The 24,804-nt window shown below is 69.3% G+C and carries 24 protein-coding genes; 18 read left to right on the forward strand and 6 right to left on the reverse strand.

The annotated features are described in order from the left end of the window. Both hflC and hflK read right to left on the reverse strand, forming a co-directional pair. A complete protein-coding gene (gene hflC, locus AC0N04_RS07830) occupies positions 1-888 on the reverse strand; it encodes a protease modulator HflC (protein ID WP_474280228.1) in 888 nt (295 codons plus the stop codon). After that, complete coding sequence (hflK, locus tag AC0N04_RS07835) at positions 885-1,940, reverse strand: FtsH protease activity modulator HflK (RefSeq protein ID WP_474280230.1); 1,056 nt, start codon at positions 1,938-1,940, stop codon at positions 885-887. The genes hflC and hflK overlap by 4 nt, the downstream gene beginning before the upstream one ends. Before the next feature lie 244 nt (positions 1,941-2,184). Between hflK and AC0N04_RS07840 the strand changes: the two genes are divergently transcribed. From AC0N04_RS07840 to ppk2, 15 genes are all read left to right on the forward strand, one after another. Beyond that, positions 2,185-3,324 carry a septal ring lytic transglycosylase RlpA family protein gene (locus AC0N04_RS07840; protein WP_474280232.1) on the forward strand — a complete coding sequence of 380 codons (1,140 nt, stop codon included), beginning with the start codon at positions 2,185-2,187 and terminating at the stop codon, positions 3,322-3,324. Positions 3,325-3,471: 147 nt separating this feature from the next. Next, entirely contained in the window at positions 3,472-4,890 is a 1,419-nt protein-coding gene (locus AC0N04_RS07845; RefSeq protein ID WP_474280234.1) for a histidine kinase, read from the forward strand. 52 nt (positions 4,891-4,942) lie between these two features. Next, entirely contained in the window at positions 4,943-5,782 is an 840-nt protein-coding gene (locus AC0N04_RS07850; RefSeq protein WP_474280236.1) for a LytR/AlgR family response regulator transcription factor, read from the forward strand. A 211-nt stretch (positions 5,783-5,993) separates the two neighbouring features. Next, positions 5,994-6,755 (forward strand): aldose epimerase family protein, encoded by a 762-nt coding sequence (locus AC0N04_RS07855; protein ID WP_474280238.1) that lies wholly within the window; start codon positions 5,994-5,996, stop codon positions 6,753-6,755. A gap of 14 nt (positions 6,756-6,769) precedes the next feature. Further along, positions 6,770-7,678: an SMP-30/gluconolactonase/LRE family protein gene (locus AC0N04_RS07860; protein WP_474280240.1), complete on the forward strand. Its 909-nt coding sequence runs from the start codon at positions 6,770-6,772 to the stop codon at positions 7,676-7,678. A gap of 260 nt (positions 7,679-7,938) precedes the next feature. Beyond that, a complete protein-coding gene (locus AC0N04_RS07865) occupies positions 7,939-8,430 on the forward strand; it encodes an ATP synthase subunit I (protein ID WP_474280242.1) in 492 nt (163 codons plus the stop codon). A 20-nt stretch (positions 8,431-8,450) separates the two neighbouring features. After that, the gene (atpB, locus tag AC0N04_RS07870; RefSeq protein WP_474280244.1) at positions 8,451-9,320 is read left to right on the forward strand and encodes a F0F1 ATP synthase subunit A; all 870 of its coding nucleotides are present in this window, start codon (positions 8,451-8,453) and stop codon (positions 9,318-9,320) included. 70 nt (positions 9,321-9,390) lie between these two features. Next, a complete protein-coding gene (gene atpE / locus AC0N04_RS07875) occupies positions 9,391-9,654 on the forward strand; it encodes a F0F1 ATP synthase subunit C (protein WP_474280246.1) in 264 nt (87 codons plus the stop codon). 84 nt (positions 9,655-9,738) lie between these two features. Further along, a complete protein-coding gene (locus AC0N04_RS07880; protein ID WP_474280248.1) occupies positions 9,739-10,209 on the forward strand; it encodes a F0F1 ATP synthase subunit B in 471 nt (156 codons plus the stop codon). A 2-nt stretch (positions 10,210-10,211) separates the two neighbouring features. After that, entirely contained in the window at positions 10,212-10,745 is a 534-nt protein-coding gene (locus tag AC0N04_RS07885; RefSeq protein WP_474280250.1) for a F0F1 ATP synthase subunit delta, read from the forward strand. A 95-nt stretch (positions 10,746-10,840) separates the two neighbouring features. Beyond that, on the forward strand, positions 10,841-12,394 hold the full coding sequence (gene atpA, locus AC0N04_RS07890; protein ID WP_474280252.1) for a F0F1 ATP synthase subunit alpha: 1,554 nt from the start codon (positions 10,841-10,843) through the stop codon (positions 12,392-12,394). Between the two features lie 85 nt (positions 12,395-12,479). After that, positions 12,480-13,364 (forward strand): F0F1 ATP synthase subunit gamma, encoded by an 885-nt coding sequence (gene atpG, locus AC0N04_RS07895; RefSeq protein WP_474280254.1) that lies wholly within the window; start codon positions 12,480-12,482, stop codon positions 13,362-13,364. Positions 13,365-13,417: 53 nt separating this feature from the next. After that, entirely contained in the window at positions 13,418-14,824 is a 1,407-nt protein-coding gene (gene atpD / locus AC0N04_RS07900; RefSeq protein WP_474280257.1) for a F0F1 ATP synthase subunit beta, read from the forward strand. 125 nt (positions 14,825-14,949) lie between these two features. Then, the gene (locus AC0N04_RS07905) at positions 14,950-15,369 is read left to right on the forward strand and encodes a F0F1 ATP synthase subunit epsilon (protein ID WP_474280259.1); all 420 of its coding nucleotides are present in this window, start codon (positions 14,950-14,952) and stop codon (positions 15,367-15,369) included. 133 nt (positions 15,370-15,502) lie between these two features. Further along, a complete protein-coding gene (ppk2, locus tag AC0N04_RS07910) occupies positions 15,503-16,354 on the forward strand; it encodes a polyphosphate kinase 2 (RefSeq protein WP_474280261.1) in 852 nt (283 codons plus the stop codon). 48 nt (positions 16,355-16,402) lie between these two features. On the opposite strand, the gene AC0N04_RS07915 is transcribed toward ppk2, so the two are convergent. From AC0N04_RS07915 to AC0N04_RS07925, 3 genes are read right to left on the reverse strand one after another with little or no spacing between them, the layout of a single operon-like run. Beyond that, entirely contained in the window at positions 16,403-16,912 is a 510-nt protein-coding gene (locus AC0N04_RS07915; protein WP_474280263.1) for a TPM domain-containing protein, read from the reverse strand. Between the two features lie 5 nt (positions 16,913-16,917). Then, a complete protein-coding gene (locus AC0N04_RS07920; protein WP_474280265.1) occupies positions 16,918-17,889 on the reverse strand; it encodes a TPM domain-containing protein in 972 nt (323 codons plus the stop codon). Positions 17,890-17,911: 22 nt separating this feature from the next. Continuing rightward, positions 17,912-18,544 (reverse strand): LemA family protein, encoded by a 633-nt coding sequence (locus AC0N04_RS07925; RefSeq protein ID WP_474280267.1) that lies wholly within the window; start codon positions 18,542-18,544, stop codon positions 17,912-17,914. Positions 18,545-18,658: 114 nt separating this feature from the next. Here AC0N04_RS07925 and hemE point away from each other — a divergent pair, with 114 nt between their 5' ends. Beyond that, complete coding sequence (hemE, locus tag AC0N04_RS07930) at positions 18,659-19,744, forward strand: uroporphyrinogen decarboxylase (protein ID WP_474280269.1); 1,086 nt, start codon at positions 18,659-18,661, stop codon at positions 19,742-19,744. Between the two features lie 479 nt (positions 19,745-20,223). Then, positions 20,224-22,410 carry a replication restart helicase PriA gene (gene priA, locus AC0N04_RS07935; protein WP_474280271.1) on the forward strand — a complete coding sequence of 729 codons (2,187 nt, stop codon included), beginning with the start codon at positions 20,224-20,226 and terminating at the stop codon, positions 22,408-22,410. Between the two features lie 54 nt (positions 22,411-22,464). Here the strand turns inward: priA and AC0N04_RS07940 are convergent, their stop codons facing one another. Next, positions 22,465-23,391, reverse strand: coding sequence for a carbohydrate kinase family protein (locus tag AC0N04_RS07940; RefSeq protein ID WP_474280273.1), 927 nt, complete (start codon positions 23,389-23,391; stop codon positions 22,465-22,467). 160 nt (positions 23,392-23,551) lie between these two features. On the opposite strand from AC0N04_RS07940, the gene AC0N04_RS07945 reads away from it, so the two are divergent. Beyond that, on the forward strand, positions 23,552-24,793 hold the full coding sequence (locus AC0N04_RS07945) for an ROK family protein (protein ID WP_474280275.1): 1,242 nt from the start codon (positions 23,552-23,554) through the stop codon (positions 24,791-24,793). Positions 24,794-24,804 lie beyond the last annotated feature (11 nt).

Consider the following 24,804-nt stretch of genomic DNA (forward strand, 5'->3'; position numbering starts at 1 on the left):
TCAGCGCTTTTTGTCCGCCGAGGCGCCGGGGCCGTTGCGGAAGAAGCGCAGGAAATCGGCATCGGGCGACAGGATCAGGGTCGGGTTGGATTCGGCCAGGGCCTGGCGGTAGGTCTGCAGCGAGCGGTAGAGCTTGTAGAACTGCGGATCCTTGTCGAAAGCCTGGGCCAGGATCTGGTTGGCCGACGCGTCGGCTTCGCCGCGGATGATCTTGGACTGCTTCTGCGCTTCCGACAGGATCACGGTGCGCTGCCGGTCGGCCGTGGACTGGATGGTCTGTGCCCACTGGAAGCCCTGGGCACGCAATTCCTTGGCCTCGCGCCGCCGTTCGGACTTCATCCGGTCGTAAATCGCCTGGCTGGTCTCCTTGGGCAGGTCGGCGTGGTGGAAGCGCACGCTTTCCACCGCCAGCCCCCAGGGCTTGACCCGCTCGGCGACATCGGCCTGGATCTGGTCGACGACACGCTGGCGTTCGGGCGACAGCAGCGTGGGCAGGCTGACCTGGCCGAGTCGGCGGCGCAGCGACGAGCTGACCAGCTGGCTCAGCTGCGGCGTGGCCTGGTCGACGCTGCGCAGCGACTGGTAGAAACGCAGCGGGTCGGAAATCCGGAACCAGGTGTAGGGCTGGACCTCCAGCCGCTTCTGGTCGCCCAGGATGACCTGCTCGTTCGCGGGCTCCAGCGTCAGCAGGCGCTTGTCGTAGTAGACGACGGTGTCGATGAACGGGATCTTGGTCTTCAGACCGGGCTCGGACACCACGCGGTTCGGCGCGCCGAGCCGGATGATCAGCGCCTGCTGGGTCTGGCTGACCGTGTAGAGCGTGGCCGACTCCAGCCAGAACACCACGAACAGCGCGCCGGCGATCCACCATTTGGTCTGGCTTTTCATTTCGACGCGTCCTTCTTGGCGGCCTTGTCCTGTTCGGTCATCGGCAGGTACGGCACGACGCCGTTCACGCCCTTGCCGGAGGTGTCGATGATGACCTTGGTGGCGTGCCGCAGGACTTCGTCGACGCTGTCCAGGTACAGCCGCCAGGCGGTCACGCCCTTGGCCTTGTCATAGCTCTGGTAGACCGACAGAAAGCCTTTCGCGTCGCCCTCGGCCAGGTTGACGGCCTGCGCCCGGTAGGCCTCGGCGTCCTGCACGATGCGGCTGGCGTCGCCCTTGGCGCGCGGCAGGATGTCGTTGGTGTAGGACTCGGCGTCGTTGCGGGAGCGCTCCTGGTCGGCGCGCGCCCGCTGCACGTCGTTGAAGGCGTCGATGACTTCCTTGGGCGGGTCGACCCGCTGCAGCTGCACCTGGATGATGTAGACGCCGGCGTTGGCCTGGTCGAGCAGGCGCTGCATCAGGTCGCGCGTCTCGTCGGCGATCTGCTGGCGCTTGTCGGACATCGCCGCCTGGATCGGCGTGCGGCCGATCACCTCGCGCAGCGCGCTCTCGGCCGTGATCTTCACGGCGCTGCCCGGGTCCTGGATGTTGAACAGGTATTTGCCGGCGTCCTTGATGCGCCACTGCACCGTGCTTTCGGCCTCGACGATGTTCTCGTCGCCGGTCAGCATCTGGCCGGTGTGGGTGTCGTCCGAGCCGTCGGCCGTCTGCACCGGCAGGTTGCCGATGTGCAGCTGGTTGACCTGCGTGACCTTGGGCAGCAGCACGCGGTCGACCGGGAACGGCAGGTGGTAGTGCAGGCCCGGGCCGGTGTCGTCGACATGGCGGCCGAAGCGCAGGATCACGCCCTGTTCGTCGGGCTGGACCTTGTAGATGCCCGACGAGATCCAGGCCAGCAGCAAGAAGCCGGCGAGCAGCGAGAAGCCCTTGCCCGGCAGATCGAGCAGCAGGACGTAGTAGTGCAGCTGCTGGCGAAACCGGCTCCAGGCCGACGGCGCGGCGGCATCGGCGGGCAGGTCTTCCACGGGGGGGTCGGCGGGCGACGAGGGCATCGGTCAACTTCCAGGTGTCGTCACGGAGGGTCCGAGACATCCGGGTCGGAACGGGCCTGGCGGCACGCGTCCCGACCCAGAGAAATCGCAAGGGAACATCGTTCTTCGCGCGTGTCTCCCATACCCGGACCCGTTCGAAAAAACATCGCCGGCAGTGTACCTGCCGCCATGCGGCGACCCGGTGCCGTGGCGGTCGGGGACCGCCGCCCTGGCCCCGGGCCGGGCGGGCGGCACAATCCGGCGCATGAAGCTTCAGATCGCATCGCTGCTGCGTCCGGCCGCTTCGCCGGGCGGGTGTCGCGAACGGGGGCTGCCGGCAGTCCGGCGTCGCCCGATGGCCTGGTGCGGGCTGGCCGCGGTATGGGCGGTATGGGGCCTGGCACTGCTGGCAGGCTGCTCCACCGTCGGCGGCGGCGCGGTCGGGCGGGCGCCGCTGGGCGCCGGCGCCGATGGGCCGCCGTTGGGGGCCGCCCCCGATCCGATGCAGGTGCCCGATGCGCAGCCCCGGGTCGAGCCGATTCGCCAGGGCGGGCCGAACAAGCCCTACGAGGTGCTGGGCCAGCGCTATGTTCCGGAAACCGGCGACGTGCCGGTGGTCGAGCGCGGCCTGGCGTCGTGGTATGGCCGCAAATTCCACGGCCATCGCACCGCCAGCGGCGAGATCTACAACATGAATGCGATGACGGCAGCGCACAAGACCATGCCGATTCCCAGCTACGCCCGGGTGCGCAACCCGGCCAATGGCCGCGAGGTGATCGTGCGCATCAACGACCGAGGTCCTTTCGCGCCGGACCGCATCATCGACCTGTCCTGGGCGGCCGCGGTCAGGCTGGGCCTGCAGAAGGGCGTCGCCGAGGTCGAAGTGCAGCGCATCACCAACGACGAGATCCGCGCCGGCCTGGATCCGGTTCGCCGCGAGGCACGGGCGGCGGCGGCGTCCCCGGACCTGGGCGCGGTCGCGGCGCCGGCTGATCGCGCGACGGCGCCGGCCGTCGCCAGCGTGCCGCCGATGGCCAGTGCGGCCTCGACAACGCCGGTCGCGGCGGCGCCCGCGGTGGAGCCGGTACCGATGCCGGCCCTCGTCCCGGCGAATCCGCCGCCCGAGGCGGTGGCCGAGGCGGGTCCCCAGCGGGCGTTCACGGCGGCTGCCGCCGGCTTCTGGGTCCAACTGGGGGCTTTCGCCAAGAAAGAGGGCGCGCTCGGGTTCCAGCAGCGGGTGGCCCGGGATCTGGACTGGCTCGCGCCGCTGCTGACGGTGTTTTCCGAAGGCGGTCTGAACCGCGTGCAGGCCGGACCGTTCGCCAGCCGCGAGCAGGCCCGGTCGATGGCCGAGCGGCTGCGCAGCGACCTGCGCCTGGTGCCGGTGCTGGTCCAGCGGCGCTAGCGTCGATGGCGGTGCCGCCGGGTCCGGCTGCAGCCTGTCACGGCCGGGTGCGGGCTGTCGTGGCCCGCAGGCACTGCGTCGCATGCCGCCACCGGGCGGTGCCCGACTGCGTACAGTGAGCCCTGCCACCCGCCTGGAACGATCCCGATGACCGCACCGACGCCCCCCGTTTCCGCTCAGCCGCCCACCGCCTGGCAGCGCTTCGCCGCCGCGTCGGTGCGGGGGTTCCACGCCTACGGCACCTGGCTGGCCGGCATCAGCTGGGGGCGTTTCATCCTGCTGTCGCTGGCCCTGCTGATCGGCGCGGGCATCGTGTCGTCGCTGCCGCCGTTCAGCTGGAAATACACCGAAACCGTGGTCGTGGATTCACCACCCGCCGCGCACCGGACGCTCACACCGCCCACTCCGCCGGTGCCGCCGGTGATCCATCTCGGTCCGGGCGTGGCCACCGACGGCGCGCAACGCGGGGTCGACATTTCGATCGGCGCCAACGGCATCCGGATCCTCGCCGACGACGATCCGGCGTCCGCTCCGCAGGCGACGGCGTCGGCGGCGTCCTCGGCCGCCTCCCGGCCGCAGGTCGAGGTCAGCGCCGGCGACAAGGGCGTGCACATCGTGTTGCCACCCGGCGCCGATGCGGCCGAGGTCAAGCAGGCCGTGCAAGAGGCGCGGCAGGCGATCGTCGAGGCGATGGCCGATGCCCGCCAGGCCCGGGCCGATGCGGCCCAGGCGGCCGAAGACGGCGGCGGCACGCGCGTGCAGACTCACACGGTGAGCTACGGCGATTCGCTGCCGCCGTTCGCCTTCCTGTGGATCCTGGCCTCGGCGGTGCTCAAGGCCACCTACAAAGGTCGCCTGCAGGCCGAGGTGAAGGCGGCACAGGCCACCGAGACGGCCGAAGCCGAGTCGCTCAAGCGACAGGTGATCGAAGCCCGGATGGCTGCGATGCAGGCGCAGGTCGAGCCGCACTTCCTGTTCAACACCCTGGCCTCGATCGATCACCTGATCGAGACCGACCCGGCGCGCGCCAGCCTGATGCAGAAGAACCTGATCGCGCTGTTGCGCGCCAGCATGCCGACGATGCGCGACACCGGCGACAACGCGGCGCGCGACCTGGGCCGCGAGCTGGCCGTCGTGCGTCCCTATGTCGAGATCCTCAAGGTGCGGATGGAGGAGCGGCTGGATGCGCGGATCGACGTGCCCGACGGGCTGCTGTCGGCCGAGTTCCCGGCCATGATGATCCAGACCCTGGTCGAGAACGCGATCCGCCACGGCCTGGAGCCCAAGCCCGAGGGCGGCCAGTTGCGGGTGCGGGCCGAGATCGTCCACGGCAAGCTCGCCGTCACGGTGGCCGACACCGGTGTGGGCTTCGGCAGCGCGGCCACCGCCGGCACCGGCGTCGGCCTGGCCAACATCCGCGAGCGCCTGCAACTGCTGCACGGCAGCCAGGCCTCGCTGACCGTCACCGCCAACCAGCCCAGCGGCACGGTGGTCTGCATCACCGTGCCCTATCGCAGTCTGAGCGCCGGGTCGCCCGCTGGCGCGGCCACCGAGGGCAGCGTCTGAACCCGGCCGCCGGGACGGCCGCGGCGTCGCGTGGCTCGGCTACGATCCGCCCATGAATGCCAAGACACCTTCCGCGGTCGCGGCCCGTGCCGTGCTGGCCGACGACGAACGGTTGATGCGCGAGCAGTTGCGTGGCCGGCTGGCCGAGGCCTGGCCGGAGTTGCAGATCGTGGCCGAGGCCCGCCATGGCGCCGAAGCGGTGGCGCTGGTCGAGCAGCACCGCCCCGAGGTGGTGTTCCTGGACATCCGGATGCCGGGCATGACCGGCGTCGAAGCGGCCAAGCAGATCGCGCAGATGGCGGTGGCCGACGACGAATGGCTGCCGGAGATCGTCTTCATCACCGCGTACGACCAGTACGCCGTCGAGGCCTTCGAGCAGGGCGCGGCCGACTATGTCCTGAAGCCTGCCGAGCGCGAGCGGCTGAAGCTCACGGTGGAGCGGCTGCGCCAGCGGCTGGCGGCACGCCAGTCGCCGGATCCCGATGCCGCCGCGGTGCCCGGCGCCTCGCTGCAACAGCTGCTGCACCGCCTGAGTGCCCACGGCGCGGGGGGCGCCGCGCCGCGGCCGATGCTGACCTGGATCCAGGCCACGGTCGGGCAGGCGATCCAGATGATCCCGGTCGACGAGGTGCTGTTCTTCATCAGCGACGAGAAGTACACCCGGGTCCAGACGCCGACGGTCGAGGCGCTGATTCGCAAGCCGATCAAGGAGTTGGTCGACGAACTCGACCCGGACCGTTTCTGGCAGATCCACCGCTCGACGCTGGTGGCGGTCCACGCGATCGCCGCCGTCACGCGCGATTTCCGGGGCCGGCAGATCGTGTCCGTCAAGGGCCACCCGGAAAAGCTGGAAGTCAGCCGCAGCTACACGCATCTGTTCAAGGGCATGTGATTCGACCCGGGTCGGCCGCGGGCCGTGCCTGCGGCGATCGGGCGTAGCATGGGGCGGCTCGACGCCACCATCACCATCCAGCCTGCCTCGGAGGGCCCTGATCATCACCGCCACCCCTGAAACTCTAGACCTGCGCGCGGGCGACCTTCGCCTGCAGCTCTGGCCTGGCCTGGGCGCCTGCCTGGGCGGCCTGTGGCTGAACGACATCCCGGTGCTGGGCAACGCCGAGCCGGGGTCGAGCCGGCCGGCCGACGCGTGGCAGGCCGCCTGCTGCGTTCTCGCCCCGTACGTCGGGCCGATGGCGCTGCGGCGCTTCCGCTGGCTGGCGCAAGAACATGTGCTCGCGCCGCAGCCGGGCGAGGCGGGCCCGCATGCGCGCGATGGCCTGGTTCGTCACCTGCCCTGGCAATTGGTCGGCGCGGACGCTGCCAGCGCCGAGTTGCGCCTGGCCCATCGCGCCGATGCCCACTGGCCCTTCGCGTTCGAGCTGAGCCAGCAGATCGCGCTGACCCCCGAGGCCCTGACCTTGCGGCTGACGCTGATCAACACCGACGAGGTGTCGCATCAGCCCGTCGGCCTGGGCTTTCATCCGCGGTTTGCCCGCCGCAGCCACAGCCGGCTGCACATCGAGATCAGCGATCGCTGGGAGACCGATGCCACCGGCCTGCCCACGCGCCGCCAGGCCCAGCCCGGCATCGACGCCGAGGTGGCCTGGCTGGACTACCACCACGACGTCGAGGGTTGGCGTGGCCCGGCGGCGGTCCGCGACGAGAAGCTGCGGCTGGCGCTGACGTCGTCGCTGCCTTACCTGAGGGTCGAGGCCGCGCCGGCCGAACCGACCTTCTGCGTCGCCCCGGTCAGCCAGGTGGGCAACGCGATCCACATGGCCGACCCGGCGGCCCATGGCTTGCGCAAGCTGGCACCCGGCGAGGCCTTCGAGGCGTGGATGACCCTGCACGTGGCGCCGGTCTGAGGGCGGGCGGGACGATGAGCGAGACGCTGTTCGAAGCCCGGGCGTTGCCCGTGGCGCCTTCGCTGCTGGGCGAGTCGCCGTTCTGGCATCCGCAAGCCCAGGCGCTGTACTGGTGCGACATCCCGGGCAAGCGCCTGAACCGTTTCAGGCCGACCGATGGCGAGAGCCGGCACTGGGACTTCGACACCGAGCCGGCCAGCTGCGCGCCGCGGCCCGACGGCAGCCTGCTGCTGGCGATGCGCGACGGCCTGTGGCGCTTCGATCCGTCCAGCGGCGAGCGCAGCCGCCTGGCGCCGCCGCCTTACGACCCGCGCGTCGAGCGCTTCAACGACGGCAAGGCCGATCCGCAGGGGCGCTTCTGGGTGGGAACGATCTACGAGCCGCGCGACCCGCCGCTGGCCGCGCTGTATCGTTGGGCCGACGGGCGACTGGAGCGCATGGCGGGCGGCATCACCACCAGCAACGGCCTGGCCTGGAGCCCCGACGGACGCACGATGTACTGGAGCGACACCCAGGCCCACCGGGTCAGCGCCTTCGACGTCGACCCGGCGGACGGCTCGTTGTCGCGCCAGCGCTTGTTCGCCCAGTTCGCGCCCAAGGTGGCGGGCCAGGGCCTGGTGGGCTATGGCGGGCGGCCGGACGGTGCGGCGGTGGACAGCGAAGGTGCCTATTGGTGCGCGATGTTCGAAGGCCAGCGCCTGCTGCGCCTGGCTCCCGACGGCACGCTGCTGCGCGAGGTGCCGCTGCCGGTCCGCTGCGCGACCATGCCTTGCTTCGGTGGGCCGGACCTGCGGACCTTGTACGTCACGACCGCTCGCGCAAACCGTCCCGCCGACGAGTTGGCGGCCCAGCCTTCGGCCGGGTGCGTGCTGCAGATGCGCGTCGACGTGCCGGGCCTGCCGGTCAACTTCGCGGCGGCTTGACCGTCGGGCGACCGGTCTAGCACAAAGCGATCGATCGAGGCGCGACGACCTGTACCGTCCCGGGTATTTGTCGTTCGGACGCGACGCCCGCCGCGAACACTGAGACACGTCGGGACACAGTTTCTTCACAGGTACGGCAGGCCCTGCCAGACACGGATCGCGCACGGACAGACGGGCGCCGGACAGCGACATGGGTCGACGTCTCCGGCTTTTCCCCTATAATTCCAAGGCTTTGCTGCCCAGATCCAAGGATTTGCCCGATGTCAGACCGGCGTACAGAACGCCCCGACCCGTGGGCGGATCGCGAAGAAGATGAGGACGCGAAGCCGGCCTTCAAGGCCCTGACCCGCGAAGAGGTGCAGGCCCTGGTGGCGCGTAACCCGTCGGTATCTCCGTGGCGGGTGGTCGCGGTGCAAGCCGCGGTCGGGGGCGTGATGGCCGCGCTGGCGTGGCTGGTCACGGGCAGGCAGGGGTATGCGTGGTCGATGCTGTACGGCTCGGCCACGGTGGTGGTGCCGGGGGCCTTGATGGCGCGCGGCATGACCAGTCGGCTCAGCAGCGTGGCGCCCGGCGTTTCCGCCGTCAGCTTCATGTTGTGGGAGTTCGGGAAAATCGGCGTTTCGGTGGCCATGCTGATGATGGCGCCGAAATGGGTGCCCGGTCTGAGTTGGCCAGCGTTGCTGGTGGCTCTGGTCGTGTGCCTCAAGGTGTACTGGCTGGCGCTGTCGTGGCGCGGCCGGAAGAAGAGTTGAACTGGACGAGACAACACATCATGGCAGCTGAAGGTCAAGCCACTGAATCCGGGCTCACGTCGGGCCAGTACATCGTTCACCACCTGACCCATTGGGGCAACCACGAGATGGCGCCGGGCAACCCGGTCGACTTCTCGGTGATCCACTGGGACTCGATGTTCTTCACGATCCTGATCGGCGTGGTGGGCTGCTTCCTGTTGTGGCGCGCCGCACGCAAGGCCACCTCGGGCGTGCCGGGCCGTTTCCAGGCAGCCGTCGAAATCATGGCCGAGATGGTGGAGTCGCAGGCCAAGGGCATCGTCCACAACGCCAAGAGCCGCAAGCTGGTGTCGCCGCTGGCGCTGACCGTGTTCGTCTGGATCTTCCTGCTCAACGCGATGGACCTGCTGCCGGTCGATCTGCTGCCGCTGATCTGGCAGAAGATCTCCGGCGACCCCGAAGCCCATCTGCGCGTCGTGCCCACGGCCGACCTGTCGATCACGATGGGCCTGTCGATCGGTGTGCTGCTGACCTGCCTGGTCTACAACGTCAAGATCAAGGGCGCGGGCGGCTGGGTGCACGAGTTGTTCACCGCGCCGTTCGGCGACCACTGGGCGCTGTACCCGTTCAACTTCCTGATGCAGATGATCGAATTCATCGCCAAGACCGTCTCGCACGGCATGCGGTTGTTCGGCAACATGTACGCTGGCGAATTGATCTTCCTGCTGATCGCGCTGATGGGTGGGGCGTTCGCCTCGGTCGGCCTGGGCACCGGCATCGGGCTGGCGATCGGCCAGATCATCGCCGGCTCGGCCTGGGCGATCTTCCACATCCTGATCATCACGCTGCAGGCCTTCGTGTTCATGATGCTGACGCTGGTGTACATCGGCCAAGCTCACGACGCGCATTGATCGGCCTGCGAGCCCCTTTCCGAGTTCTCTTTTTCCCTTTCCCTACACAACCTCTCAACTAGGAGTCATCATGGAAGTCATCAGCTTTGTCGCTCTCGCCGCCGGCCTGATCATCGGTCTGGGTGCCATCGGCGCTTGCCTGGGTATCGGCATCATGGGCAGCAAGTACCTCGAATCGGCCGCCCGCCAGCCTGAACTGATGGGCGAGCTGCAGACCAAGATGTTCCTGCTCGCCGGCCTGATCGACGCGGCCTTCATCATCGGCACCGGTATCGCCCTGTGGTTCGCCACCGCCAACCCGTTCCTGAGCCAGATCGCTCAGCTCGCCAAGTAATCCGGCAGCGTTCGAGTTGAGAGGCCGGGGCGCGCCCAGTGTGCGCCCCGCGCTGAATATCCCGTCACCGTTTGAGGCAAAAAAGTGAGCATCACCGGTACCCTCATCGTCCAGATCATCGTCTTCATGATCCTGGTCTGGTTCACGATGACCTTCGTCTGGCCGCCGATCACCGCCGCGCTCGACGAGCGTGCGAAGAAGATCGCCGAAGGCCTGTCGGCTGCCGACAAGGCCAAGTCCGAACTGGCCGTGGCCAACCAGCGCGTCGAGCAGCAGCTCTCCGCGGCCCGCGATGACGCCGCCAAGCGTCTGGCCGATGCCGAGCGTCTGGCGCAGCAGATCGTCGAGGACGCCAAGTCGCGTGCCAGCGACGAAGGCGTGAAGATCGTCGCCGCCGCCAAGGCCGAGGCCGAGCAGGAATCGGTCAAGGCGCGCGAATCGCTGCGTGACCAGGTCGCCGTGCTGGCCGTCAAGGGCGCCGAGCAGATCCTGAAGCGCGAGGTCAACGCAGGCGTTCACGCCGATCTGCTGAACCGTCTGAAGACGGAGCTCTGATCATGGCCGAGCTCGCAACCATCGCCCGCCCCTACGCCGAAGCGCTGTTCAAGGCCGTCGGAGGCGACAACGCCCCGGCCCTGGCCCAGCAGCTCGAAGCGCTGGCGCAGGTCGCCGGCCATGACCAGGTCCGGCAATTCGCCGACAACCCCAAGGCGAGCGCGAGCCAGGTGTTCGATCTGGTCAGCGGTGTGGCCCAGGTGTCGCTGTCGCCCAAGATCGCCAACCTGATGGGGGCGGTGATCGAGAACGGCCGGCTGGTCGCGCTGCCCGAGATCGCAAGCCAGTTCCGCAGCCTGGTCAACGCCAGCAGCGGTGTTTCGGACGCCTTGATCGTCAGTGCCTTTCCGATGGACGCCGCTCAGCTGGCCGACACGGTCGCCACCCTCGAAAAGCGTTTCGGTCGCCGGCTCAACGCCAGCGTGCAAGTCGACAGCGGCTTGATCGGCGGCATCCGCGTGGTCGTGGGCGACGAAGTGCTGGACACCTCGATCAAGGCCCGCCTCGAACAGATGAAGGTGGCGCTCACGCATTGAGCGTGGCGCACCCAACCCGACGAAACGGCCCCACCCCTTCGGCATATCCCCTGGCAGACGGCTCCCGGCCGCCTGCCTCGCTTTCGGAGAAAGCAATGCAACTCAATCCCGCAGAAATTTCGGAACTGATCAAGAGCCGCATCGAGGGCCTCGGCGCCTCGGCGGACATCCGTAACCAGGGCACCGTGGTCTCGGTGACCGACGGCATCGTCCGCGTGCACGGCCTGTCCGATGCGATGCAGGGCGAGATGCTGGAATTCCCCGCCGGCAGCGACGGCCAGCCTTCGTACGGCCTGGCGCTGAACCTCGAGCGCGACTCGGTCGGCGCGGTGATCCTGGGCGAATACGAGCACATCTCCGAAGGCGACACCGTCAAGTGCACGGGCCGCATCCTGGAAGTGCCGGTCGGCCCCGAACTGATCGGCCGCGTGGTCAACGCGCTGGGTCAGCCGATCGACGGCAAGGGCCCGATCAACGCCAAGATGACCGACGTCATCGAGAAGGTCGCCCCGGGCGTGATCGCCCGTAAGTCGGTCGACCAGCCGGTGCAGTCGGGCCTGAAGTGCATCGACTCGATGGTGCCCGTCGGCCGTGGCCAGCGCGAGCTGATCATCGGCGACCGCCAGACCGGCAAGACCGCGGTGGCGATCGACGCGATCATCAACCAGAAGGGTCAGAACATGACCTGCGTGTACGTCGCGATCGGCCAGAAGGCTTCGTCGATCAAGAACGTCGTGCGCGCCCTGGAGCAGGCCGGCGCGATGGAATACACCATCGTCGTCGCCGCCTCGGCCTCCGAATCGGCGGCGATGCAGTACGTCTCGGCCTACTCTGGCTGCACGATGGGCGAGTACTTCCGCGACCGCGGCCAGGACGCGCTGATCGTCTATGACGACCTGTCCAAGCAAGCCGTGGCCTACCGCCAGGTCTCGCTGTTGCTGCGCCGCCCGCCGGGCCGCGAAGCCTTCCCCGGCGACGTGTTCTATCTCCACAGCCGCCTGCTCGAGCGCGCTGCCCGCGTCAACGCCGACTACGTCGAAGCCTTCACCAAGGGCGAGGTCAAGGGCAAGACCGGCTCGCTGACGGCCCTGCCGATCATCGAAACGCAGGCCGGCGACGTGTCGGCCTTCGTGCCGACCAACGTGATCTCGATCACCGACGGCCAGATCTTCCTGGAAACCAACCTGTTCAACGCCGGTGTGCGTCCAGCCATCAACGCCGGTATCTCGGTGTCGCGCGTCGGTGGCGCGGCCCAGACCAAGCTGATCAAGTCGCTGTCCGGCGGCATCCGTACCGACCTGGCCCAGTACCGTGAACTGGCGGCCTTCGCGCAGTTCGCGTCGGACCTGGACGAGGCCACCCGCAAGCAGCTGGACCGTGGCGCCCGCGTCACCGAACTGCTGAAGCAGGCGCAGTACCTGCCGCTGCCGATCTCGCTGATGGGTGCGTCGCTGTATGCCGTGAACAAGGGCTACCTCGACGACATCGAGGTCAAGAAGGTCCTGGGCTTCGAGTCCGGGCTGCACCAGTTCCTGAAATCCAGCCACGCCGCCCTGCTGGCCAAGCTGGAGGCCGACAAGGCGATGGACAAGGCGGCCGAGGAAGAGTTGAACGGCGCGATCGCCGCCTTCAAGAAGTCCTTCGCCTGAACATGAACGCCCCCCGTAGCGCCTCCCGCAGCGTCGGTCATGCCGGCTCGGCGGGGGCTGCCGGGTTGAATCCTAGGAGCAAGTAATGGCAGTCGGAAAGGAAATCCGCGGCAAGATCAAATCGGTGGAGAACACCAAGAAGATCACCAAGGCCATGGAAATGGTCGCCGCCTCGAAGATGCGCAAGGCGCAGGAGCGCATGCGCTCGGCGCGGCCGTACAGCGACAAGATCCGCAACATCACCGCGCACCTGTCGCAGGCCAACCCCGAGTACCACTCGCCCTACATGCGCACCGGCGGCACGTCCGGCGTGGCGGGCTTCGTCGTGGTCACGACCGACAAGGGCTTGTGCGGTGGTCTGAACACCAACATCCTGCGCGCCGTCACCACCAAGATGAAGGACGTGCAGGGCGCCGGGAGTCAGGTGCAGGCGGTGGCCATCGGGACCAAGGGCAATGGCTTTCTGAACCGCATCGGCGCCAAAGTGGTGGCCCATGCCACCGGCCTGGGCGACGCGCCGCAGATCGAGAAGCTGATCGGCCCGGTCAAGGTGATGCTCGACGCCTTCGTCGAAGGCAGGGTCGATGCGGTCTACCTCTGCTACACGAAGTTCATCAACACGATGCGCCAGGAGCCGGTGGTCGAACAGCTGCTGCCGCTGACCAGCGCTGCGCTGCAGCCGACCGAAGAGCGCAAGACGGCCTATGGCTGGGACTATCTCTACGAGCCGGACGCCGCCTCGGTGCTCGAGGAACTGCTGACCCGCTACATCGAAGCGCTGATCTACCAGGCGGTGGCCGAGAACATGGCGTCGGAGCAATCGGCGCGCATGGTGGCGATGAAAGCCGCCACCGACAACGCCGGCACCTTGATCGGTGAGCTCAAGCTCATCTACAACAAGACCCGCCAGGCAGCGATCACCAAAGAGCTTTCCGAGATCGTCAGCGGCGCGGCCGCCATCAGTGGTTGAGGCGACACGCCGCAGCTCGCAACAGAATCGAATCAAGATTGAAGGACCTGAAAATGACTCAAGCCCAAGGCAAGATCGTTCAGTGCATCGGCGCCGTCGTGGACGTGGAATTCCCGCGCGACCAGATGCCCCGCGTCTATGACGCGCTGAAGATGGACGGCTCCACGCTGACCCTCGAAGTCCAGCAGCAGCTGGGCGACGGCATCGTGCGCACCATCGCGCTGGGCTCGTCCGACGGCCTGCGCCGCGGCGTGATGGTCACCAACACCGGCAAGGCGATCACCGTGCCGGTCGGCAAGGCCACGCTGGGCCGCATCATGGACGTGCTGGGCGCGCCGATCGACGAGCGCGGCCCGGTCGACCAGACGCTGACCGCGTCGATCCACCGCAAGGCCCCGACCTACGACGAGCTGTCGCCCTCGACCGAGCTGCTGGAAACCGGCATCAAGGTGATCGACCTGATCTGCCCGTTCGCCAAGGGCGGCAAGGTGGGTCTGTTCGGCGGCGCCGGCGTCGGCAAGACCGTGAACATGATGGAGTTGATCAACAACATCGCCAAGGCCCACTCGGGTCTGTCGGTGTTTGCCGGCGTGGGCGAGCGCACCCGCGAAGGCAACGACTTCTATCACGAGATGGCCGATTCGGGCGTCGTGAACCTCGAGAACCTGGGCGAGTCCAAGGTTGCGATGGTCTACGGCCAGATGAACGAACCCCCGGGCAACCGTCTGCGCGTGGCGCTGACCGGTCTGACGATCGCCGAGTCGTTCCGCGACGAAGGCAAGGACGTGCTGTTCTTCGTCGACAACATCTACCGCTACACGCTGGCCGGCACGGAAGTGTCCGCGCTGCTGGGCCGCATGCCGTCCGCGGTGGGCTACCAGCCGACGCTGGCCGAGGAAATGGGCCGCCTGCAAGAGCGCATCACCTCGACCAAGGTCGGTTCGATCACCTCGATCCAGGCCGTGTACGTGCCTGCGGACGACCTGACCGACCCGTCGCCGGCCACCACCTTCGCCCACCTGGACGCCACCGTGGTGCTGTCGCGCGACATCGCCTCGCTGGGCATCTACCCCGCCGTGGACCCGCTGGACTCCACCAGCCGTCAGGTCGACCCGAACGTCGTGGGCCTGGACCACTACGAGACCACCCGTGCGGTGCAGTCCACGCTGCAGCGCTACAAGGAACTGCGCGACATCATCGCGATCCTGGGCATGGACGAGTTGAGCCCGGAAGACAAGCTGGCGGTGGCTCGCGCCCGCAAGATCCAGCGCTTCCTGTCGCAGCCCTTCCACGTCGCCGAGGTGTTCACCGGTTCGCCGGGCAAGTATGTGCCGCTGAAGGAGACCATCCGCGGCTTCAAGATGATCGTCGCCGGCGAGTGCGACCATCTGCCCGAGCAGGCCTTCTACATGGTCGGGACCATCGACGAAGCCTTCGAAAAGGCCAAGAAGATTCAATAAGCTTCGCATTCGGCGCCTGGGCGTCGTTGCCGTGCTCAGCGGACGCCAGTCCGCTTCCGCGCCACGCCTAGCCCAGACACCGACTGCTCGCTTCTTGAACCTCCTTGTTTACGAAAGACACGAGCATGGCAACCATTCATGTCGACGTCGTCTCCGCAGAAGAGAACATCTTCTCCGGCGAGGCGAAATTCGTTGCGCTGCCGGGCGAGAGCGGCGAACTGGGCATCCTGCCGCGCCACACGCCGCTGATCACCCGGATCAAGGCGGGCGCGGTTCGCATCGAACGTGCCGATACCGGCGAGGAGGAGTTCATCTTCGTCGCCGGCGGCATCCTGGAAGTGCAGCCCGACACGGTGACGGTGCTGGCCGACACGGCGATCCGCGGCCATGACCTCGACGAGGCCAAGGCCAACGAGGCCAAGAAGCAGGCCGAGGAAGCGATGAAGAACGCCAAGAGCGACATCGACTTCGCCGCCGCCCAGGGCGAGTTCGCCACGATGGCGGCCCAGCTCGCCGCGATCCAGAAGCTGCGCAAGAGCCGCTGACGTGGCCCCGGGGCGGCACCCGCGTCGCCCCGACCCGATGACCCGCCCGAGGCGCGAGCTTCCGGCGGGTTTTTCGTTGTGGCCTCCAGGGGGGACACAATGCGGCCGAAGCACGGCCACGGAGACACCGGACATGGGCAAGCACTCGCACCAGAATCTGCAAGCGTCGAGCGGCGAGCTGCACGAGAAGGCCGGCCACAGCAGCCTGCCCCGTGCCGACTACCTCGCGGAACTGGCCGAGCTGGAGCTGGCCTTGAACAACCTCGCCCGCTGGCTGCAGGCCACCGGCCAGCGCATGGTGGTGGTGTTCGAGGGGCGCGACGCCGCCGGCAAGGGGGGCGTGATCTCGGCCATCACGGCCACGCTGAACACGCGCCAGGTGCGCACGGTGGCGCTGCCCAGGCCGACCGAGCGCGAAGCCACGCAGTGGTACTTCCAGCGCTACATCGCGCACCTGCCTGCGGCCGGCGAAATGGTGTTGTTCGATCGCAGCTGGTACAACCGGGCCGGCGTCGAACGGGTCATGGGATTTTGCTCCGAGGCGCAGGCCAAGGCCTTTCTGAAGCAGGTGCCGATGTTCGAGCAGATGCTGGTCGACGACGGCATCCTGCTGTTCAAGTACTGGCTGACGGTGGACCAGGCCCAGCAGGAAAAGCGCTTTCAGGATCGGCTGGATGAGCCGCTCAAGCGCTGGAAACTCTCGCCGATCGATCTTCAGGCGCGCGAAAAATACGCGGCCTACGGCGCCGCCCGCGACAAGATGCTCAAGGCCACCCACACCGAGTTCGCGCCGTGGACGCTGGTCGACTTCAACGACCAGCGCCGCGGCCGACTCGCGCTGATCCGACATCTGCTGGCCCACGTCCCCGACACCGAGGTGCCGGCCGAGGCCCTGACCCTGCCACCGCTGACGCATGCGCCGCTGTCCGACAGGATCGGCGCGGCGGCGCGCCAGGTTCCGTATCTGAGGCCCGCCAGGTCCTGAGCCCGCGCCGCCGCCGAACACCGCGGAGGGCGCTCGGCCGGCCCGGGCTCAGAGCACCAGCGGCGCGTCGGGCAACTCGTTGTTCTGCGACGCGCCGTCGGCGAGCGGAAAGTGCTCGCGCAGCTCGTCGCCGATGGCGTCGATCGCCGCGGTCAACCCGTCCTCGAAGCGACCCGCGCTGAAGGCAGGCTGCATGCGGGCCACCAGAGCGGACCAGTGCGACGCGGGCACCTGCAGCGCCAGGCCGCGGTCGGCGACGATCTCGATCGCCCGTTCGGCCATCAGCAAGTACAACAGCACGCCGTTGTTGTGCTCCGTGTCCCACACGCCGAGTTGGCCGAACAGCCCCAGCGCGCGCTGCCGCGCACTCGTGCGGCGCCACAGCGCGTCCAGCGGCAGGCCGCCTTCGATGCAGACACGGATCTGGCCGCCGTGGCCGCGCTCGGCGGCGGCCACCCGCTCGCCCAGGCGCTGCAAGGCCGCGGCACCGATCTGGCGGCGCACGGCGCCTTCATCCAGCCAGCGGTGTTTGATCACGCGAAGCAATCGGGCGGTCATGGTGCTCACCAGTTCCCGGAGGCGCCGCCGCCACCGAAATCGCCCCCTCCGCCGGAGGAAAAGCCGCCGCCACCGCCGCCTCCCCCTCCACCGCCGCCCCAGCCGCCGCCCCGGCCCCCGCCGCCCCAGAAGATCGGCGGCACGCCGCTGCGGCCGCCGCCGGCGCCGACACCCAGCACGCCCACCAGCAGCAGCGCCAGCCCGCCGGCGACGCCGGCGAGCAGCAGGCTGGCGGACAGCCACCAGGCCAGCGCGCCGACCGCGCCGCCCGTGACCAGCGAGCCCAGCTTGCGGCCGAGGACACTGGTCAGCACCCCGCCCACCAGCGGCACGCCGATGAACAGGAACATCGCGATCTGGTCCCAGGCGATGCCGGAACCGCGCTGCGGCGCCGGTGCCGAAGCCGCGTCAGGAAGAGGCAGGTTCTCGCCCTTGATCCGGGCCATCAGCTGATCGGCCGCCTGGTCCAGGCCGCCCGCGTAGTCTCCCGCACGAAAGGCCGGCTTGATCGCCCGGTCGATGATCTGCCGGGCGGCCAGGTCGGGCACCGCGCCTTCCAGCGCCTTGGCGGTCGCGATGAAGACGCGGTGGTCGTTCTTGGCCACCACCACCAGCAGGCCGTCGCCGACCTCGCGCCGCCCGATCTTCCAGGCCGCGCCGACCCGGAAGGCATACGAGGCGATGTCCTCGGGCTGCGTGGTCGGCACCATCAGCATCACGATCTGCGGGCCGGACTGGGCCTCGAACGCCGCCAGCTTGTTCTCCAGTGCCTGGCGCTGCTCGGGCGACAAGGTGCCGGTGCTGTCCATCACGCGGGCGGTCAGCGGCGGCACCGGCAGCACATCATCAGCCCAGGCCGGCACCCGGCTCAGCAAGGCCAGGCCGACCGCCAGCAACAGCAGCCACCTCAGCCACGGGCGCCCTGCCGCCCGCTCGGCCGGCCCGCGCTGCACTGCGGCGCCGCAGCGGGGAAACATCGGTGCGCCCTGCACGGCGGCCCTATTTCGACGCGGCCGCGGCAGGCTTGTCGAAGCTCACCGTCGGTGGTGCCGAGATCGCGGCCTCGTTGTCGACCGTGAAATTCGGCTTGACGCTGTAGCTGAACATCTTGGCCGTCAGGTTGGTCGGGAAGCTGCGGGCGAGCACGTTGTAGTCGCGTACTTCCTGGATGTATTTGTTGCGCGCCACGGTGATGCGGTTCTCGGTGCCCTCCAGCTGAACGCGCAGATCCTGGAAGGCCTGGTTGGCCTTGAGGCTGGGGTAGTTCTCGCTCACCGCCATCAGCCGGCTCAGCGCGCCGGTCAGCTGGGCCTGCGCGGCCTGGAAGCGCTGGAACGCGGCCGGGTCGTTCAGCAACTCCGGCGTCGCCTGGATCGACGTGGCGCGCGAGCGCGCCTCGATCACCTTGGTCAGCGTGTCCTGCTCGAAGCTCGCCTCGCCCTTGACGGTGGCGACGATGTTCGGGATCAGGTCGGCCCGGCGCTGGTACTGGTTGACCACCTCCGACCAGTCGGCCTTGACCGCTTCATCCTTGGCCTGGAATTCGTTGTAGCCGCAGCCCGACAGCGACAGCGTCGCCACCATCAGCGTGCCGAACAGCACCGTGCGAACCCGGGATTGATTGACCTGCATGCATTCACCTCCGTCATTGGCGCGGGGCCATGTTATCCCTCAGGCACGCCCGCCCGCCTCAGATGGGGCCGCCCACCCCGGCTTCAAGCCACGCGCTGCGCGGATAATCGGCCCATGTTCGCACCGCTGCTCAACGACACCTTCCTGCGCGCCTGCCTGCGCCAGCCCACCACCCACACCCCCGTCTGGCTGATGCGCCAGGCCGGCCGCTACCTGCCCGAGTACCGCGCCACGCGCGTCAAGGCCGGCAACAGCTTCATGGGCCTGGCCACCAACGTCGACTACGCCACCGAGGTGACGCTGCAGCCGCTGGACCGCTACGCGCTGGACGCGGCGATCCTGTTCAGCGACATCCTCACCGTCCCCGACGCCATGGGCCTGGGCCTGAGCTTCGGCGCCGGCGAGGGACCGCGCTTCGCCACGCCGGTGCAGGACGAGGCCGCCGTGAACGCGCTGGCCGTGCCCGACATGGCCAAGCTGTCCTACGTGTTCGACGCGGTCGCCTCGATCCGCAAGGCCTTGCATGGCCGCGTGCCGCTGATCGGCTTCTCGGGCAGTCCCTGGACACTGGCCTGCTACATGGTCGAAGGCGGCAGTTCCGACGACTACCGCAAGGTCAAGACCATGCTCTACAGCCGGCCCGACCTGATGCATCGCATCCTGGCCGTCAATGCCGACGCGGTGGCGCTGTACCTGAACACCCAGATCGACGCCGGCGCTCAGGCGGTGATGATCTTCGACAGCTGGGGCGGCGTGCTCGCCGACGGTGCCTTCCAGGATTTTTCGCTCGCCTACACCACACGGGTGCTGCAGCAACTCAAGCGCGAGAAGGACGGCCAGCGCATCCCTGCCATCGTCTTCACCAAGGGCGGCGGCCCGTGGCTGGAGGAGATCGCCGCGGCGGGCGGCGACGTCGTCGGACTGGACTGGACCGTCAACCTCGCCAAGGCCCGCGCCCAGGTCGGAGCGCGCGTGGCCTTGCAGGGCAACCTCGACCCCAACGTGCTGTTTGCGCCGCCGGCTGCCATCGAGGCCGAAGCGATCAAGGTGCTGGACCGCTTCGGCCGCCCGCAGCGCGCCGATGGCGGATGGGACGGCCATATCTTCAACCTCGGCCATGGCATCAGCCAGCACACGCCGCCCGAGCACGTGACGGCGCTGGTCGAGGCGGTGCATCGCCATTCGCGCAGCCTGCGCTGAGCGCGCCGCGCCGCGCGACGCCTGTCCCGTGCCATCTGCAGCGGGATTGCAGCGTGTCAACGTCGTTGCAGGGTAAGTGAGCGCTCAGGGCTTGACTTATCCCCACAAATTTTGCTGCGGTGCGATGCCTCTGACGCCCGGCGCAGGATCTCTTCGAAACGAAGAGATCTCGTGCCAACCCATTGATTCACAACAAGAATTTTGTTCTGCCTCAGAATTGAGCAACGCAAGCCTCCGCCCGGCGGATCAAGCGTTTAGCCGAGACGCGATCATCTTTCCCACAAAGTTATCCACAGAATCGGTGGGCAACTCGGAAAACGCTTCACAATCATGAACTTAGGCAGCAACGCTCATTTGGATTCCAGCTTGGCCACCGGGTGCGGGCGGCCGGAGCGGGCGGTGGCATGAGTCCCGCCCGGCCGGCCGACGGGGCGGGTTCGGTCCCGGAGGGAGCGGGTCATGGCCCCCGGAGCGCGCCGATGGGCCGCCTGCGCGTCGTTGTCGAGACCCCTCAGTACGCGGCCATGGAGCCGGTGCTCGATTATGAAAGTGAGCAAACGCTGCCGCCAGGCACCTTGGTGCGGGTGCCCCTGGGGCGGCGTGACGTGCCAGGCATCGTCTGGCCGGACGGCGACGGGCCGGTGCCCGATCCGGGCCTGACGCTGCGGCCGGTCCAGCAGGCCTTGCTCAGCCTGCCGCCGCTGCCGCCCGCGTGGTGCGAGCTGGTCCGTTTCACCGCCCGCTATTACCAGCGCTCGCTGGGCGAGGTGGCCCTGTCCGTGTTGCCGCCCGAGCTTCGCAAGCTCGACGACGCGGCGCTGGCCAAGCGCATCCGCAAACTGGCCCGGCGGCTGGCGCCGCCCGCGCCCCCGCCGCGGCGCCGAGGCAAGCACCAGGAGGACGCTGCGACCGCCGCGGCCGGGCCATCGCCGGAGGCCGCCCAGGCTCCGGCGCAGGCGCCGCCGCCCGAGGTCCTGCGGCCCGCGCTGACGGCCGAGCAGGCCGGCGTGCTGGACGCCGTGCTGCCGCAGTGCGATGGCCGCCAGGCTCCGGCCTGTCAATTGCTGCACGGCGTGACCGGCAGCGGCAAGACGGAGGTCTACCTGCGCGCCACCGAGGCCGCGCTGGCCGCCGGTCGCCAGGCCCTGGTGCTGGTGCCCGAGATCAACCTGACGCCGCAGCTGGAAGCGCGCTTCGCCGAGCGCTTTCCAGGGCGCCGGATGGTGTCCCTGCACAGCGGCCTGACGCCGGCGCAGCGGCTGGCCAACTGGCTGCAGGTGCACCTGGGCCAGGCCGATCTGGTGCTGGGCACCCGGTTGGCGATCTTCTGTCCGCTGCCGCGGCTGGGCCTGATCGTGGTCGACGAAGAGCACGACCCCAGTTACAAGCAGCAGGACGGGGCGCGCTACTCGGCTCGCGACCTGGCGGTCTACCGCGGCCGGCTCGAAGCCGCGGCCGTGCTGCTGGGCTCGGCCACCCCCTCGCTGGAAAGCTGGCAACACGCCCGGACCGGCCGCTACCGCCTGCTGACCATGGCGCAGCGCGTCGGCCACGGCGTGCTGCCCGCGGTGCGCGTGCTGGACATGGGCCGCGAGGCCAGGCCACCGGCCGGACACGAGATGCCGCCGCTGGCGGCGCCGGTGCTGCGGGCGATGCGCGAGCGGCTGGCGCGCGGCGAACAAAGCCTGCTGTTCCTGAACCGCCGCGGGTTCGCACCGGTGCTCAGCTGCGGCGCCTGCGGCTGGAAAAGCGGCTGCCCGCACTGCAGCGCGTGGCGCGTCTTCCACAAGCTCGACCGGACGCTGCGTTGCCACCACTGCGGCTTCACCGAGCGTGTGCCCAAGGCCTGCCCGGAGTGCGGCAACCTCGACATCCAGCCGGTCGGGCGCGGCACCGAGCGGCTGGAAGAGCAGGTCGCGGCGCTGCTGCAGGACGCCGAGCGGCCCGGTGGCGGCCCGGTCCGCGTGGCCCGCATCGACGCCGACACCACGCGGCTCAAGGGCACGCTGCAGTCGCAGCTCGCCGCGGTGCACGACGGCGAGGTCGACGTGCTGGTGGGCACCCAGATGGTCACCAAGGGGCACGACTTCCGCCGCGTCACGCTGGTGGTGGCGGTGAATCCGGACAGCGCCTTGTTCACCGCCGATTTCCGCGCCCCCGAGCGACTGTTCGCCACCTTGATGCAGGCCGCCGGACGAGCCGGCCGCGACGCCGAGGCCGCGGCCCGCAGCGAGATGTGGATCCAGACCTGGAGCCCGACACATCCTCTGTTCGAGGCGCTCAAGCGCCACGATTTCGCCGCGTTCGCCGCCAGCCAGCTGGAGGAGCGCGAGATGGCCGGGCTGCCGCCGTACTCGCACCTGGCGCTGCTGCGCTGCGAAGCGCGCGAAGCCGCCACCGCCGAAGCCTTCCTGCGCGGTGCGCGCGACGCCGCGCAGGCCCTGCAGGCGCCCAGCGCTGCGCCCGAGGTGGTCTTTTACGCACCGGTGCCTCCCTACGTCGCCAAGGTGGCGGGCTTCGAGCGCCGCCAGATGCTGGTCGAGGCCGCGTCGCGCGGCGCATTGCAGCGCCTGCTCGCGGCCTGGGTCCCCGGGCTGCCCGAGGTCCGCGCGGCGCACAAAGGCATCGCCCGCTGGGCGATCGACGTCGACCCGCTGGGCATCTGACCGGCACCGGCCTGCGCTACCGCATCGGCTTGCGAGCCCGAGGCCGGTCCGTCCTCAGCCCAGTTCGTGGCGGCGGGGGAGGTCGGCGCCGCGGCGGCTGCAGGTCAGCGCGGCGGCGCTCGCGGCGAAGTCCAGCACCGCCTGCCAGGTGTCGGCGGACAAGGCGCGCAAGGCCTCGGGGCGCAACGCCTGGCGCTCGGCCAGCGCGGTCAGCATCGCCGCCTGGAAGGTGTCGCCCGCACCGACGGTGTCGACCATCGCCACCGGCACCGGGGCCACCTGCAGCGGGCCGGCCGCGGTCCAGGCCTGCGCGCCGGCGGCGCCCCGCGTGACCACCACCGCGGCCACGCCGGCCGCGCGCCAGCGCGACGCCAGCTCGGCGTGGCCGACGCCGGGATAGAGCCGTGCCAGATCCTCGTCGCTGACCTTGAGCACATGGGTGCGCGCAGCCATCCAGTCCAGCGTGATGCGCCAGCGTTCCAGATCGGGCTCGACGTTGAGCCGCACGTTCGGGTCGTAGGCGATCACGCGGCGCCGGTGTTCGCGCTCGATCAGCGCCCGCTGCGTGGCGGCCACCGGTTCCACCACCATCGCGTACGAGCCGACGTGGATCGCCTGGGTGGAGGCCGGCAGGCGCTCCGGCGCGTCCGGCGGCAGCAGGCGGTCGGCGCAGCCGGTGCCATAGAAGCTGTAGGACGGCACACCCTGTGCGTCCAGGCCGATCAGGCTCAGCGTCGTCGGCGCGTCCAGCAGCGCCACGCAGCCGTCGGCGATGCCTTCCTCGCGCAGCGCGCGCAGCAGGCGTTCGCCGAGAAAGCCGCGCGAGACACCGCCCATGAACGCCACCGGCTGGCCCAGCCGCGCCAGGCCCAGCGCGACGTTGAACGGCGAGCCGCCGATGCGCGCGTCCAGCGCCAGGCCGCTGGCCGTGTCGCCGGCCGCGAACACGTCGAACAAGGCTTCCCCACAGACCACGAACATGTCGATCTCCCCTCGGCCGCGCCGTTTCACGAGGGCCGCAGCATGCCGCGTCATGCCGGTCGCGCCGCTCGGGGTTTTCCATTAATCACTCCGCTGTATTTATTAGATCCGAACCCCCACAATGGCGAGACACCCGCCTCGCGATGCCCGACCGACCCCGATGCCCGCCGAGCCCGTCCCTGCCGCCGATGCCGCGCCCCTGCCGCCGCGCGGCTCCAGCCAAGGCGGCCTGCGCCAATACAACGAGCGCGTGCTGCTGCAAGCGGTCCGCCTGCACGGCGCCTTGCCGGCCGTCGAGCTGGCAAGGCTCACTCATCTCACCGCGCAAACCGTCTCGCTGATCAGCAAGCGGCTGATCGACGAAGGCCTGCTGCGCAAAGGGGAGCCGCAGCGCGGCAAGGTCGGCCAGCCGTCGGTGCCGCTGAGCCTGGATCCCGATGGCGCGTATGCGATCGGCGTCAAGCTGGGCCGGCGCAGTCTGGACGTGCTGCTGGTCGATTTCGAAGGCCGGGTCCGCGAGCGGGCGTCGCTGGCCTACGCGCATCCCGAGCCCGCCGCCGTGCTGGCCGAGATCGGCCGGCAGGTGCTGGCCTTGCGCCGGAGCCTGGGCCGAGCCCGCCGCGATCGCCTGCAAGGCATCGGCATCGCCGCGCCGCAGGCCATGGGCAGCTGGCAGGAGTTGCTGGGTTCTCCCGCCGGGCTCGCCGAGCGCTGGCAGCACTGCGACCTGCGGGCCGAGGTGGCGCGCCTCACCCGCCTGCCGGTGCACCTGCTCAAGGACACCGCCGCCGCCTGCGTGGCCGAGCTGGTGGCCGGCCGCGGCCGCAGCGTCAAGAGCTTCCTCTACATCTTCGTCGACACCTTCATTGGCGGCGGCCTGGTCATCGACAGCCACCTGCACGCCGGCCTGCACGGCAACGCCGGCGCGGTCGGCTCGCTGGCCCTGGCCTGCGCGCAGCCGGCGCCCGCCGGGCCGCCCGCGCAGTTGCTGAGCGTTGCTTCGTTGCTCACGCTCGAGACGCGCTACCGGGCTGCCGGGCTCGATCCCGCCGCCGCCGGCGATGCCCGCGCGCTGCAAGTCCGCTGGGCTGGCGTGACCGAGGTCTGGCTGGCCGACGCCGCCAGCGCCATCGCGCTGGCCGTGCACAACGCCGGTTGCCTGCTGGACCTGGACGGCGCGATCCTCGACGGCTCGATGGACCGTGACCTGCTGTCCGCGCTGCAGCGCGCGACCGTGGCGGCGCTGGCTCGCTACGCCTGGGAAGGTGTGCAGCGCCCCGCTTTGCTGCCCGGCACCATCGGCTCCGACGCCCGCGCGCTGGGCGGTGCCCTGCTGCCGCTCTACGCCAACTTCGCGCCGGACCGGGACTTGTTCTTGAAGGCGTCGGAGGCCACGACTTGAGCTGTTCGCAT

This window comes from Ideonella sp. sgz306126, from assembly GCF_056032705.1.